A 13,925-nucleotide genomic window follows, 5' to 3' on the forward strand; every position below is an offset into this window, starting at 1 on the left:
CTTTTATCCACCTATGTCAAATGAATTATCAAAGGAAAGCTCGCCATACCTGCTGCAGCACCAACACAATCCTGTACATTGGAAGCCGTGGGGGCAAAAGGTCTTGCAAGGAGCCCAAGAAGCCAATAAACTCATCATCGTCAGCATTGGCTATTCGGCCTGCCACTGGTGCCACGTAATGGAGCGAGAGAGTTTTGAGGACGAGGAGGTAGCGGCATTAATGAATGCCCATTTTGTGTCCATCAAGGTGGACAGGGAAGAGCGCCCGGATGTGGACCAAGTGTATATGGCAGCCGTACAGCTGATGACCGATAGCGGTGGCTGGCCGTTGAACTGTATTTGCTTGCCCGACGGACGACCAATATACGGGGGGACCTATTTTCGCAAGGCCGACTGGATGAATATATTGCAACAACTTGCCACCATGTGGCAGCAGCGGCCGGAAGTGGCCTACGACTACGCGGAGCGGCTCATGGACGGCATGGCGCAGAGCGATACGCTGCCCATTAGCTCCATTCCGGAGCGCTACACTAGGGCCGATCTCGAAGCCATCGTGGAACCTTGGAAAAAACATTTTGACAAAGAGGAGGGAGGATACAAACGAGCTCCAAAGTTTCCTTTGCCCAACAACTGGCTGTTCCTATTGCGCTATGGCGTGCTATTGGCCGATGAAGAAGTGCTGGACCACGTACATTTCACCTTGCGGAAAATGGCATTCGGAGGAATATACGATCAGATAGGGGGCGGTTTTGCTCGCTATTCGGTAGATGCGGCCTGGCATGTGCCTCATTTTGAAAAAATGCTGTACGACAATGCACAGCTGGTAAGCCTATATGCCGAGGCCTATCAGCAAAATAAGGATCCACTGTACAAGCGTGTAGTAAGCGAAACACTGGCATGGGCGAAGCGCGAAATGCGAAACTCCGAAGGAGGATTTTACTGTGCCTTGGATGCCGATAGCGAAGGGGTGGAAGGTAAATTTTATACTTTTGATGCCCATGAGTTTGATGAGGTCCTTGGTGACGATGCCCCGCTTTTCAAGCATTATTTCAGCGTGACGGATGATGGAAACTGGGCCGAAGAGGAGGTGAATGTATTGAAAGTGATGTGGAATGCTGACAGTTTGGCAGATGAGGCTGGTTTCGGTGCCCAGGAATGGGAAGACTATCTTTCAAGAACAAAAAACAAGTTGTTGTCTTATAGAAATCAGCGCGTTAGACCCGGTCTGGACAATAAGTTGCTCACCTCATGGAATGCCATGATGGCCAAGGCTTTTGTGGATGCCTATCGTGTATTTGGCATAGAGGAATACCTCGATATAGCCAAGCAAAATGCTGCCTTTATAGAAAAATACTTAGTGGATTCCAATGGGAAATTGCTTCACCAACCTACTTATAATACATCCATTATAAGGGCATTTCATGATGACTATGCGTTTGTAATAGAATTATTTATAGCTTTGTACGAAGCTACGTTTGAGCCGAAATGGCTGTATAAAGCTAGGGAATGGGCAGAGGAGAGTATAGAGGAGTTCTATGACGGTGAGCGTGGAGTATTTTACTATACTTCGGCTTCTTCCGAACAGCTTATAGCGCGCAAGGCGGAGTTGTTGGACAATGTCATTCCAGCGTCCAATTCCATCATGGCACGGCAATTGCACAAGTTGGGCTTGTTTTTTGATGAAAACGAGTACATAAATATCGCCGATCAGCTTTTGGCCAATATGGTGCCGCAAATGAAGAGTTACGGCTCGGCCTATTCCAATTGGTGCATCAGGTTGATGGAAGAGGTTGTAGGTTTCAACGAGATAGCTATTACCGGCCCTCATGCTATGGAGCATAGGATTGCCTTGGATACATATTATATACCTCATAAGCTGGTGCTAGGTGGACAAGAGGAAAACTTACCACTATTGCAAGGACGAATAACGGAAAGGGATGCCTTTTATATTTGTCGCAACAAAACATGCAGTTTGCCCGTTCAAAATATTGACGAGGCGCTGAAAAGATTTTTTTAACCCGGAAGTGAATGGATCATTTCCACAAATTTTAATTTGACATGAATATTGTACCTAACAGCGTGGTTGCACTAACTTACAAGTTGCACACCGTAGATGGCGGTAAAAAGGAATTTGTAGAAGAAGCGAATAGCGCAAACCCACTGGTTTTTTTATATGGCGCGGGACTGATGCTGCCCAAGTTTGAGGAAAATATCAGTGGCCTTTCAAAAGGCGATAAGGTGGATTTTGAATTGGAAGCTGCCGATGGCTATGGCGAGCGCGACGACCAAGCCGTGGCTACCTTACCTGCCGATATGTTCAAGGAAGCCGGTTTGCCACAAGTGGGCGATATCCTTCCCTTGCAGGACAACCAAGGCAACCAATTCAGGGCAAAAGTACTTGAAGTAAGCCCAGAAGCCATTGGTGTAGATTTGAATCACCCCATGGCCGGAAAAAACCTGCACTTCGAAATAGAGGTGCTGGAAGTGAGGGAAGCCACCGAAGATGAACTCTCCCACGGCCATGCACATGGCATAGATGGCCATGCCGGACACTAAGTAAAGTTGTATGTTATCAGTTGCCAGTTGTGAGTTTGCCTTGCTACGTAAAACTGATATAAAAATTGGCTTTAAGCATATATATTTTCGTTATGAAGGTATGCTTAGAGCCTTTTTTTATCCTGAATATTTTCGGAGCTTCCGTTGCACTACGGTTTTTGAATTTTTACTTTTTATTTTTTACTTTGAACAATGAATTATTTTTTAGTCAAGTCAGAACCGTTCAAGTACAGTTGGGATCAACTATTGAAAGACAAACAGACTTTTTGGGATGGGGTGCGCAATTATCAGGCGCGCAACAACCTGAAGGATATGAAAAAGGGCGATCTGGTACTTTTCTACCACAGCAATGAAGGTAAGGAAGTGGTGGGCATAGCTAAAGTGGTGAAAGAATACTACCAGGATCCTACTACCGATGACGAGCGTTGGGTAGTGGTGGATATAGCTCCAGTAGAAACCTTGAAGCATCCGGTATCATTGGAAACCATCAAGGCCGACAAGCAGCTTCAGGACATCGCCCTGGTGCGCCAAGGTAGGCTTTCCGTAATGCCCTTGAAGGCTGCCGAGTTTGATCGTATCGTCGCATTGGGAAGCGGTGAATAGCATTATTAGTAGCACTTAACATAGAAAAGTCTAGGTTAAGTGCTACCCAAACCAACAACTACTATCGCTTTCCAGCATAGTAGTCGGCGATGCGTTGGCGTAGGATCCATTCGTAACCGGCGATGACCAAGCTGATGTTAGCATTGTCCAGTTTGTTTTTTTGCTGTAGAAACTCCACCGAGTTGATGTCTCCCAATTCGAAGCGAAGCTGGGCTATGCGAAATGACTCTCTGTAAGCATCACTCTGTTGTTTGATATTGATGTATCTTTCTTTTGCCGTCTTGAGATTATTCAGTACTTCTATGGTGGCTTGATGTAGACCATTTTTTGCATTTTCAAGGTCTATTTCGGCCGATTTAAGTGCAAGTTTTGCGCGCGAAACATTCTGTCTGGTGAAGATGGTGCCGGTAATAGGTATTCTCATACTGAAGCCTATATACCTTCCGATGTTGTTCCTAAGTTGCCCGCCTATCGTATTATTGTCTTGTACCAGATAATTAGAGTTTTGACCGCCTTCTAGGGAGAAGCTCGGAAAATATAGAGACTTTGCCGCTTTATAGTTATACAGGGCGCTTTGACGACTGTAGGTGCCTGCTTTGATGGTGCCCAAGGAATTACTTGCTAATTCATACAATTGTTTGTCATCAATATTCTCATTTTCGTTATAGGCTTGTACGTTTATTTCCTCAAATGTGGCATTCTCATCGTAGGGCATATTTAGCAACCTGAATAGGTTTACTTTGTTTGATACTAAGGTGTTTTTGGTAGTGAGTATGTCGGCCTTTTCGCCTTCGGCCTGTCCTTGCAGGTCATAATACTCGTCTGGCTTGGTATTTCCTTCGTCTAGCAGTACCTTGGTCCGATCGAGCTGCTTTAAGGTGACGTTCAATCGCTGTTCATTTTGCTTCAATACATCTTGGCTGTTCATCACTTGTAAATAGGCCAATATGACGTCCATTGTCAGGTTGTCCTTTACGCTTTGCTCGGTAAATTGAGCAGCCTTGTAGGCAAATGCTTGTCGCCGTATAGCTCTCAGGTTGTTTAGCCCGTTAAATAATAGGAGTGATGCACCTAGGCTGTAACCGCCGGCGCTGGTAGTAAAGTTCTCGTATACGTTGGTTACGGGATTGATATTTCTTCCGTAGTTGAAAGAATGGCTAGCTCCTCCGCTTATGCTGGGCAGAAGGTTTGCCTTGGCTTCGCTATGGTCAATCTTGGTAAGACTGGTGTTAATTTCGGCATTGCGAGCGTCGGCATTTTGTTCTAATGCTATTTCGATACATTGTTCCAGATTGAGTTTTTGGGGTAACGGGGTACTTTGCTCCTGTGCCAATACGCGGCAACCTTGAACCATTATTAAAAAGACAATACAGATAGATTTCAGACTATTCATGTTATATATGCTCATTTTTCTTGTTTTCCATATTAGCATAGCCTGCGCCAAAAATATATCTTATTGCTTTTTAGTGCGTTATGTTTTTGGCATTTTTGTCTGGCCGTTCATTTTCGGTCAAAGGTGTTCGTTATCGGACACATTAGTTGATCAGCGGGTGGTTTATAAGTTTATTGGCCATTGATTGGTTGTTGCTGCTTGTTCGTATCGAGTCGCAAGACACCAGCTTTGGTCTCATATCTCACATTTTATGGAAAAGTCTTGTACCTTAGCTTTCAAAGTCTTACCTTTGCGGCCAATTAATCATTTTGTTTAACGCTTTAATATTATTCACGTAATGTATTTAAGTAAAGAGTACAAAGCAGATATTTTTGCTGAATTTGCAGGAAGTGCCACCAATACGGGCTCCGCAGAAGGACAGGTAGCCTTGTTTACCAAGCGCATTGCCCATTTGACAGAACACTTGAAGAAAAACCGCAAGGACTTTGGCACACAGTTGTCACTTCAAAAATTGGTAGGTAAGCGTCGCGCGTTGCTAGCATATCTGTACAAAAATGATATCGAAAGATATCGTGCTATTATCAAAGCACTGGGTTTAAGAGATATTATAAAACAATAATAAATTTTAAAGACCAAAAAAGCCATCCCCTTAAGCTAGCGGATGGCTTTTTTTATTTACATTTGTGCCAAATTTAAAAGTCATAAAATTTGGATGCGCAGCATTGACAAAGCAATTAAAGACGAAATGCGCATCGTATTGAGAAAAAATGAGTTACAACGAGATTAAAAAAGTGTTCGACATCGGCGATGGCCGTTTGGTCGAAATTTCAACAGGTAAGCTTGCCAAGCAGGCTGACGGATCGGTGGTGGTGAAAATGGGTAATACCATGTTGTTGGCCACGGTGGTTTCTGCCAAAGAAGCCAAGCCAGGTACAGATTTCCTTCCTTTATCTGTAGATTATCAAGAAAAATATGCCGCTACAGGTCGTATCCCTGGCGGCTTTTTACGTCGTGAGGCACGCCTTTCCGACTATGAAATATTGATTTCACGATTGGTAGATCGTGCATTGCGTCCTTTGTTTCCAGAAGATTACCATGCTGATACGCAGGTGATGATCACGTTGATCTCTGCCGACAAGGAGATTATGCCCGATGCATTGGCTGGTTTGGCGGCTTCTTCTGCGCTGGCTGTTTCCGATATTCCTTTTAATGGACCTATATCGGAAGTTCGTGTAGCCAAGATAGATGGTCAGCTGGTGATCAATCCCTTGTTGTCCGAATTGCAAAAGGCTAGCTTGGAATTTATCGTGGCTGGTTCGGCAGAAGATATCGTGATGGTAGAAGGCGAATCGAAGGAGATTTCCGAAGAGGAAATGGTAGAGGCCATTGCCTTTGCGCACCAAGCCATCAAGGTGCAGGTAGCCGCTCAGGTTGAATTGGCTGCCTTGGTGGGCAAGACCGAAAAACGCGAATATAACCACGAGCCGAGCAACCTCGAGTTGCGCCAACGCATTTATGACGCCACCTATGAAAGTGTCTACGAAGTGGCCAAGTCGGGCTCTAGCAAGCACGAGCGCTCGGCCAAGTTTGCCGATATTGCAGAGGCTTTTGCCCTTACCTTGGGTGAAGAGGTTGACGAGGAAACTTTATTCTTGGCCAAAAAGTATTTCCACGACGTGCAATATGACGCTGTTCGCAACCTGATATTGAACGAAGGCATTCGCCTGGACGGACGTGATGCACGCACCGTGAGGCCTATATGGTGTGAGGTAGATTATCTCCCCGCAGCACATGGATCTGCCGTATTCACTCGCGGTGAGACCCAATCGCTTACTTCGGTTACCTTGGGTGCCAAGGATGATGAGCAAATGATTGACGGTGCTTTCATCAACGGATACAACAAATTTATACTCCATTATAATTTCCCTGGCTTTTCCACTGGCGAGGTTCGTCCCAACAGAGGCCCTGGCCGTAGGGAAGTGGGGCACGGCAATTTGGCCATGCGCTCATTGAAGCAAGTACTCCCTCCGGATAACGAGAATCCTTATACCATTCGCGTAGTTTCCGATATATTGGAATCAAACGGTTCCTCTTCCATGGCTACCGTTTGCGCGGGTACGTTGGCCCTGCTGGATGCCGGCGTGAAGTTGAAATCTCCGGTGTCGGGTATTGCCATGGGCTTGATTACCGATCCCGAAAGCGGTAAGTATGCCATTTTGAGCGATATACTAGGAGACGAAGACCACTTGGGCGACATGGACTTTAAGGTGACCGGTACCAAAAACGGTATCGTTGGTTGCCAAATGGACTTGAAGATCAATGGTCTGAAATGGGAAGTGCTCAAGCAAGCCTTGGAGCAGGCAAAAGAAGCACGCTTACATATTTTGGGAGAAATGAACAAGGTGCTGGATGTTCCTCGCGAAGACTATAAACCACATGCACCGCGCATCGTATCTCTGACTATAGACAAGGAATACATTGGAGCGGTAATAGGACCTGGTGGAAAGATTATCCAAGAAATGCAGCGTGAGACGGGTACCACCATATCCATTGAAGAAATAGATAATAAGGGTGTGGTGCAGATATTTGCCGACAATAAGGCTTCCATAGACGAAGCTGTAAGGCGCATCCGCGCGATAGCAGCCAAACCTGAAGTGGGAGAGGTCTATGAAGGTAAAGTGAAGTCTATCATGCCTTTCGGTGCCTTTATAGAAATCTTACCTGGCAAGGACGGCCTATTGCATATTTCCGAGATTGCATGGCAGCGCTATGAAACCATGGACGGCGTTTTCCAAATAGGGGAAATGGTACAGGTGAAGCTGCTTGACGTGGACAAACAAGGTAAACTGAAGTTGTCCCGTAAGGTATTGCTTCCACGTCCTGAAAAGAAAGAAGAAGCAAAATAATTAACATTGATGATTTATTCATCAGTATAAAATCGGTCACCAAAGGTTTCTGCTTTAATATAAAAAGTGGATGGACTTTGGTGACTTTTTTCTTTGAGTTATTTTTTAGCTGTCGAGCGGGTGTACGGCACTTTTTGAATCTTTATCCCGAATGTGTTCGGGAATCCCGTTGCACGACGGTTTTTGAATTTTTACTTTTGAATTTTTACTTTTTCTCATGAAACATTTGATTGCTCCCTCTATTTTGGCAGCAGATTTTGCCCATTTGCAGGATGATATCAATATGGTCAATAACAGTGAGGCCGATTGGTTTCACGTTGATATTATGGATGGCCTTTTTGTGCCCAATATATCCTTCGGTTTTCCAGTGATGGCAGCCGTAAAAAAGTATGCCCAGAAACCCTTGGATGTACACTTGATGATTGTGGATCCAGATCGCTATTTGGAGCGTTTTGCCGAAGCTGGAGCCAATAATATTACCGTCCACTTAGAGGCTTGCACGCACTTGCATAGAACGACGAGCAAAATCAAGGAGTTGGGCTGTATAGCAGGAGTGGCTATTAACCCGCATACACCGATAGCGGCACTGAGCGACATCGTAGAATACATAGACCTCGTTTGCATCATGTCTGTCAATCCAGGTTTTGGAGGACAGAAATTTATCGAAAGCACTTATAGGCGAATAGCTGAGTTGAAAGCCTTGGCAATGGAGCGCAATCCCCAGCTGTTAATAGAAATTGATGGGGGAGTGAATGAGCATAACACCGCCGCCCTGCTGCATGCGGGTGCCAACGTGCTGGTAGCCGGAAACAACGTTTTTTCCGCTGCCGATCCTATTGCTGCTGTTTCTACGCTCAAAAGGATAGACCCTTCGCAGGTCAAGATATGACTAACAAAATCACAAATCGGTTTTCGGTACAAAAATTGCCAATAAAAGCATTAAGGCTTTGAATATATTTTATTAATGAATTACATTTGCCATGCCTTCTTTATAATTGTACGGTGCTCGGATGGGTAATTGTTATTGAAAGAAGCGGTCACCTCTAACACAACAACACAATGAAACACAATTTTGGCGCAGGGCCATCTATTTTACCAAAAGAAGTTTTTCAGGAGGCCTCTGAGGCCGTTCTTGATTACGAGCAATCTGGCTTATCCATTCTGGAAATTTCGCATAGGTCTAAGGCCTTTGAGGCGGTCATCCAGGAAGCAGAATTGTTGGTGCGTGAATTGCTCAATATTCCCGAAGGCTATTCTGTATTGTTTCTTCAGGGCGGGGCAAGTCAGCAGTTTGCTATGGTGCCGATGAACCTGATGCCCCAGTTTGGTAAGGCAGCCTACCTAGATTCGGGAGTGTGGGCTACTAAGGCTATTAAGGAAGGGCAGAAGTTTGGTACTATAGATGTCGTCGCGTCTTCTAAAGATAGCAATTATACTTTCGTGCCCCAAGGATATGTTATACCTGATGATGCCGCATACTTTCATTATACAGCCAATAATACCATCTATGGTACTGAGTTGTTCGAAACGCCGTTATCGCCTATACCATTGGTGAGTGATATGTCTTCGGACATCCTGAGTCGCCAAATCAACGTTGCTGATTACGGCCTGATCTATGCCGGTGCTCAAAAGAACATGGGACCTGCCGGTGTTACCTTGGTGATTGTGAAAAACGATCTACTTGGAAAGACTGGTAGGGATTTGCCTTCGATATTCGATTATAGAAAGCATGCTGATGCTGGTTCGCTATACAACACTCCTCCCGTATTTGCTATTTACGTGGCCATGCTTAACCTGCGTTGGTTAAAAAACAAGGGAGGGGTAGCTGTGATGGAGCAAGAGAACATCATCAAGGCACGTACGTTATACGAAGAAATAGATCGCAACCCATTGTTCAAAGGAACTGCCAAGGTAGCGAATCGCTCACGCATGAACGTAACCTTCGTGATGGAAGATCCATCGTTGGAAAAAGAATTCTTGGCATTGGCAGAAGAGCGCGGCTTAGTAGGTATCAAGGGACATAGAAGTGTTGGCGGGTTCAGAGCATCTATATACAATGCTTTGTCCATCAGTAGTATCAATGTGTTGGTAGATACTATGCAAGAGTTTGCCGATAAGCATGCCAACAAATAACTTGACTTTTACATATTAGATAGCATAGACGATAGTACCTAAAACCGGTATAATTAAAACAAACAAATGAAAATATTAGCTAATGACGGGATAGATGCCGTAGGCAAGCAATTGCTAGAAGCGGCAGGCTTTACCGTCGATACGCAACATATAGCTCAAGAAGAACTTGCAGATAAACTAAAAAGCTACGATGCCATTACGGTGCGTAGTGCCACCAAGGTGCGGAAAGAATTGATAGATGCATGCCCTAATCTGAAACTGATAGGACGCGGTGGTGTAGGGATGGACAATATCGACGTAGACTACGCACGTAGTAAAGGCATTACGGTAGTGAATACACCTGCCGCCAGCTCACTGTCTGTGGCCGAGTTGGTTTTTGCTCATCTCTTCACGGGTGTACGTTTTCTCTATGACAGCAATAGGAAAATGCCCGTAGAAGGGAATACTGCATTTGCCAAACTCAAGAAGGCCTACGGTGCGGGTGTGGAATTGAGGGGTAAGACGCTGGGAATTATCGGATTTGGCCGCATAGGCCACGAAACTGCCCGTGTGGCACTTGGATTGGGTATGAATGTGTTGGTACACGACTTGTTCGCTGCCACTGCCAGCATCAGCCTCACCTTGTCTGGCGGTATCCAGGTGGAAGTTCCCGTACACGCAGCAAGCTTGGATGAGCTGTTGTCCCAATCCGATTTTATATCACTGCACGTGCCTTACAAAGACAGGCCATTGATCGGCAAGGAAGAGTTTGACAAGATGAAAGACGGCGCTGCGATTGTCAATGCGGCTAGGGGAGGTGTAGTAGATGAAGAGGCACTGCTGGATGCCCTCAACTCTGGAAAGCTGGCGTTCGCTGGACTGGATGTTTTTGAAAATGAACCCACACCTCGTGAGGAAATACTGAAACACCCGAGGATTTCACTCACTCCGCATATCGGTGCCGCGACCAATGAGGCACAGGAAAGAATAGGAGTAGAGTTGGCCAATTTGATCATTGCCGATCTGAAAAAATAAGCTTAAATACCGAAGCTAGGAATGAATGAGGAATTGCCTGAAAGCAATTCCTTTTTTTTGCCCTCGCACATTGAATTTTCATTCCCACCGAGCTGACTGGTGTAAGCACTTTGTTGCCTTGAACCAGCTTTTCAAATAGCAAAAGCGCAAGAAAATGTGGCTCTCGAGGATTGCGAACAAATGCGATTTGTTGTTATTTGGGAATAAATACACTGCTTTAAATGGGTAATTTCAAATTATCTACCACGAAATGAATTTGTTATGTGAATGTTGTAAAACTTTATGGTTTTAGGTTTGCGAAATAGTCAGGAGTTTGTACTTTTGCAGCGGAAAGTTGGCAGAGTGGTCGAATGCGGCGGTCTTGAAAACCGTTGTCTGTAACAGGACCGGGGGTTCGAATCCCTCACTTTCCGCCAAGCAGAATCAAAGCCCCCTCGCCTTAGGCGAGGGGGCTTTTTCCGTTTTAAGACTTTTGCGAGCGTGCTCAGGCAAAAGAATTAAAACGGAAAAAGTAAATGAGCGCAGCGAATGTTTGATTTTGCTTGAAGCCTCCCCCCAATGGGATGGCTGCGGCTATGTGCGCGGGGTAGTGCGACGCAGCCAATCCCTCACTTTCCGCTGAGAGGGTCTTCTTGATGAAGACCCTCTTTTTTTTCGTAAATCAGCAATCCCTTTTCTTTCATTTTCAAATGGTTATGCGATAGCAAACCGAGCATAGTGGGTGTTCGATAAATACCATTTTCATGGTACAGGTTGCTGTCGAACACCCTGTTCACAAATTCCCTTTTTTGCAGGGTATCGGACACCGTATATACGTGGCGCATATCGGTCAATAGGTTTAGGTTGTCTTCCAAGATGCTGAACGCCTTGCTCTGGTCATTGCTCAACCGTTCAATCGCCCCTTTGAGATTCAGCATCTCGTTGCTGTATATCGAATACCAACGGTCGTAGGTATCTTTATTGATTTCGTTCTTTATCCATTTCTCCTCGACCGAGAACAGTTTTTCCTCGACTTCCTGCAACTGGGTTCTCTTTTCGATGACCTTTTTACGGTTGCTCTCCATTTCCAAATCGAGCGAGCTTTTGGTAACTGTCCTAATCTTCCTTACCCTTGCACTCGGCAGGCTCATCAGTTCGCAGGCTTCCAAAAATTGGTTGTGGGCTTTTATTGCACTTATGTTATTGTGCTTGGAGTGCCTGCACTTATAGTAATAGAAATATTTGCCCGATTTGCCCCTTGACGGTGCGCCCGATAAAGGGTTTCCGCAATGGCACTTCAATATCCCACGCAATGGGATTTCATCATCGATGACCGTCCTTAGTCTTTTCGGGTCGTTTCATTTTCTCCTGTACCATCATCCACGTGGTCTTGTCGACGATAGGTTCGTGGATGCCGTCAAACAATCCACCTGCATAGTCCTTGTAGGTTTCCACTTTCAGCAAGCCTGCATAGGTCGGGTTTTTAAGCACCCGTTCTATAGCCATGTTGCCTTTGGTCGGAAACCCCAACCGTTGGGCTTGCTCCTTTATCAGATAAAGCGGTGTATCTCTCAAATAAGCATCGTAAATGAACCGTACTATCTTGGCTTCGGTTTCCTCGATTACCAACCGCCTTTCTTTGCGTTCCCCCTGTTTCCTGTACCCGAACGGAGCGTTCTTGTAAACATATCTTCCCTCTTTGGCTTTTGCGGTATAGATACCGCCCTTGACCTTAATGCTACGGTTGATATTGTCCTCTTCGGCAAGCAACAACTGCAAACCTGCACGGAAGAAACTTCCGGGCGTGTCGTAATCAAAGGTAATGCCCTCGGTCACGCTCACAACCTGTATGCTGTATTTCTGTTGCAGGAGCTTGACCATGCTCATCGCTTCCCCAGCATCACGGCTGAAACGGTCGAGTTGGTCTACCAAAAGATAATCGACCGTTCTGTGGTGCTTGGTTATGAACTCCCTCAGCTTGATGAAGTCGGGGCGGTCAAACGTCCGTGCGCTCTTGCCCCTGTCGATAAAGGTGTCCACCAGTTCGACATTATTGAATTTCAGCCATTGGTCGGTATAGAGTTCCTGCCTTTCGATGGAACCGTTACTCTGTCCGAGTTGGCTGAACCGTAGGTATCTTATCGCTCTTTTCATAGTATTCCCTTAACGTTGCAGATACAATAATCTCAATGATTAAATCTACAAATTTTTCCTCTTTCTCACGCTCCCTTTGCTCATTTATTTCCAAAATGGTCTTGTTGATTTCGGGAGTTTCCTTTTTGTTCTCACTGTTTCCCATCGCTGTTACTCCTTTATGTATGTTCTAAAAAATGAAGCAGATTATCAGCTTCATTTTTGAAATTACCGTGAAAGGGTGTTCGAGCTTTCAATGTTGCAGTCAGAGGTAGTGTTTGGCGTTCGATTGCCAAATTGTATATTAAAATATAGTCAAAAAAGAACAAAAAGGTAGCAAAGATAAGGCGGACACCCACCGCACCGCCCAACCAAAAGACTACGGCATAATGGCAGGGCAAAAGAGGCGGCTTCGCCGAGTTGTTGTGTTGCTCTGCCACCCTTCGGGACTTATTCCGTTTCCTTTTGGTTTTTCCGCCTGTCCGCCTTGATTGAATGGCTTTCTTTTTTTCTGTTTTTTTCTTTTGGAAAAATTTTAAGAGGGAGGAGCGTGTTTACTTTGAGCGTAGGTATGTATCTACCTATGTACGTTTCTATTTATAAAACAAAGTATCTATGACCAGAATGAGAAGCAGTTTTGACAGCTAACTACAATCCGTCTCGAAGAGCGGATTATTGTGTTCAGCGGAACACGGCAAGTTGTGTTTTGAGGCACTCGAAATAGAATTTAGTGCCTCAAAACTACTTGCTCTTGCAGAGTGCAGAAAAACCTACAAAGTCGGTTTTTTTGTGAATTTTAAATGGATATAGTTATTAAACAAACACAGTTTGTCAAACGAATGAAAAAAGGCCGAAGGGATTATAGCTTTTTGTATATATCGGTTTTGTATTCTTTTTTTCTACTCTTTCTTTAGAATGGTTACATAACGATAGAAGTATTTATTATCACTACTGACCGACAAAAAATAATTTAAGGAGCTGCCATATCTGGCAAGCTCCTTTTTTCATATTTTGGTTTTACGACAAACTAAAAATATGAGTGATAAAAATACAGAAAAGAAATTAGTCGGTCAGCCAATCTTCAAACAATTATTAGGTTTTATTCCAAGGAACAAATTTGAGATGCTTGTGAGCAAGCACCGGTCTGACCGCTATTACAAGACCTTTGATTCATGGACACAACTCATGACGATGCTGTTCGGAATATT

The 13,925-nt window shown here is 44.8% G+C and carries 13 protein-coding genes, 1 tRNA gene and 1 pseudogene; 10 read left to right on the plus strand and 5 right to left on the minus strand.

Annotated elements, in window-relative coordinates; all coding sequences use genetic code 11:
• Positions 1-13: 13 nt before the first annotated feature.
• The 3 genes from A37S_RS0111265 (at position 14) to A37S_RS0111275 (ending at position 3,159) form a co-directional block, all read left to right on the plus strand.
• Positions 14-2,017, plus strand: coding sequence for a thioredoxin domain-containing protein (locus A37S_RS0111265; RefSeq protein WP_028297067.1), 2,004 nt, complete (start codon positions 14-16; stop codon positions 2,015-2,017).
• A 41-nt stretch (positions 2,018-2,058) separates the two neighbouring features.
• Entirely contained in the window at positions 2,059-2,556 is a 498-nt protein-coding gene (locus tag A37S_RS0111270) for an FKBP-type peptidyl-prolyl cis-trans isomerase (protein WP_028297068.1), read from the plus strand.
• Positions 2,557-2,748: 192 nt separating this feature from the next.
• Entirely contained in the window at positions 2,749-3,159 is a 411-nt protein-coding gene (locus tag A37S_RS0111275; protein ID WP_028297069.1) for an EVE domain-containing protein, read from the plus strand.
• A 61-nt stretch (positions 3,160-3,220) separates the two neighbouring features.
• Here the strand turns inward: A37S_RS0111275 and A37S_RS0111280 are convergent, their stop codons facing one another.
• Positions 3,221-4,552, minus strand: a complete 1,332-nt coding sequence (locus A37S_RS0111280) for a TolC family protein (RefSeq protein ID WP_211229775.1) — start codon at positions 4,550-4,552, stop codon at positions 3,221-3,223.
• Between the two features lie 337 nt (positions 4,553-4,889).
• Between A37S_RS0111280 and rpsO the strand changes: the two genes are divergently transcribed.
• The 6 genes from rpsO (at position 4,890) to A37S_RS0111310 (ending at position 11,021) form a co-directional block, all read left to right on the plus strand.
• Complete coding sequence (gene rpsO, locus A37S_RS0111285; RefSeq protein WP_028297071.1) at positions 4,890-5,171, plus strand: 30S ribosomal protein S15; 282 nt, start codon at positions 4,890-4,892, stop codon at positions 5,169-5,171.
• Between the two features lie 148 nt (positions 5,172-5,319).
• The gene (gene pnp / locus A37S_RS0111290; RefSeq protein WP_028297072.1) at positions 5,320-7,458 is read left to right on the plus strand and encodes a polyribonucleotide nucleotidyltransferase; all 2,139 of its coding nucleotides are present in this window, start codon (positions 5,320-5,322) and stop codon (positions 7,456-7,458) included.
• A 217-nt stretch (positions 7,459-7,675) separates the two neighbouring features.
• Positions 7,676-8,347, plus strand: coding sequence for a ribulose-phosphate 3-epimerase (rpe, locus tag A37S_RS0111295; protein ID WP_028297073.1), 672 nt, complete (start codon positions 7,676-7,678; stop codon positions 8,345-8,347).
• Positions 8,348-8,517: 170 nt separating this feature from the next.
• Positions 8,518-9,591 (plus strand): 3-phosphoserine/phosphohydroxythreonine transaminase, encoded by a 1,074-nt coding sequence (serC, locus tag A37S_RS0111300; protein ID WP_028297074.1) that lies wholly within the window; start codon positions 8,518-8,520, stop codon positions 9,589-9,591.
• A gap of 66 nt (positions 9,592-9,657) precedes the next feature.
• A complete protein-coding gene (locus tag A37S_RS0111305; RefSeq protein ID WP_028297075.1) occupies positions 9,658-10,605 on the plus strand; it encodes a D-2-hydroxyacid dehydrogenase in 948 nt (315 codons plus the stop codon).
• Between the two features lie 328 nt (positions 10,606-10,933).
• Positions 10,934-11,021: transfer RNA gene (locus A37S_RS0111310), tRNA-Ser, on the plus strand.
• A 192-nt stretch (positions 11,022-11,213) separates the two neighbouring features.
• Here the strand turns inward: A37S_RS0111310 and A37S_RS0111315 are convergent.
• The 4 genes and pseudogenes from A37S_RS0111315 to A37S_RS27485 form a co-directional block, all read right to left on the minus strand.
• Positions 11,214-11,753 carry a hypothetical protein gene (locus A37S_RS0111315; RefSeq protein ID WP_245586361.1) on the minus strand — a complete coding sequence of 180 codons (540 nt, stop codon included), beginning with the start codon at positions 11,751-11,753 and terminating at the stop codon, positions 11,214-11,216.
• Between the two features lie 42 nt (positions 11,754-11,795).
• Positions 11,796-11,897 (minus strand): annotated as a pseudogene (locus A37S_RS28310) (hypothetical protein); the annotation flags it as partial.
• Positions 11,898-11,907: 10 nt separating this feature from the next.
• Positions 11,908-12,738, minus strand: a complete 831-nt coding sequence (locus A37S_RS0111320) for a recombinase family protein (protein ID WP_028297077.1) — start codon at positions 12,736-12,738, stop codon at positions 11,908-11,910.
• On the minus strand, positions 12,689-12,883 hold the full coding sequence (locus tag A37S_RS27485; RefSeq protein WP_084163871.1) for a hypothetical protein: 195 nt from the start codon (positions 12,881-12,883) through the stop codon (positions 12,689-12,691). Before A37S_RS27485 ends, A37S_RS0111320 begins: the two co-directional genes overlap by 50 nt.
• A gap of 869 nt (positions 12,884-13,752) precedes the next feature.
• On the opposite strand from A37S_RS27485, the gene A37S_RS28315 reads away from it, so the two are divergent.
• Positions 13,753-13,925 (plus strand): DUF4372 domain-containing protein (locus tag A37S_RS28315; protein ID WP_157278585.1); only part of this gene is annotated, 173 nt, incomplete at its 3' end.

This window comes from Olivibacter sitiensis DSM 17696 (assembly GCF_000427965.1).
In the GTDB taxonomy this organism is placed as follows: domain Bacteria; phylum Bacteroidota; class Bacteroidia; order Sphingobacteriales; family Sphingobacteriaceae; genus Olivibacter; species Olivibacter sitiensis.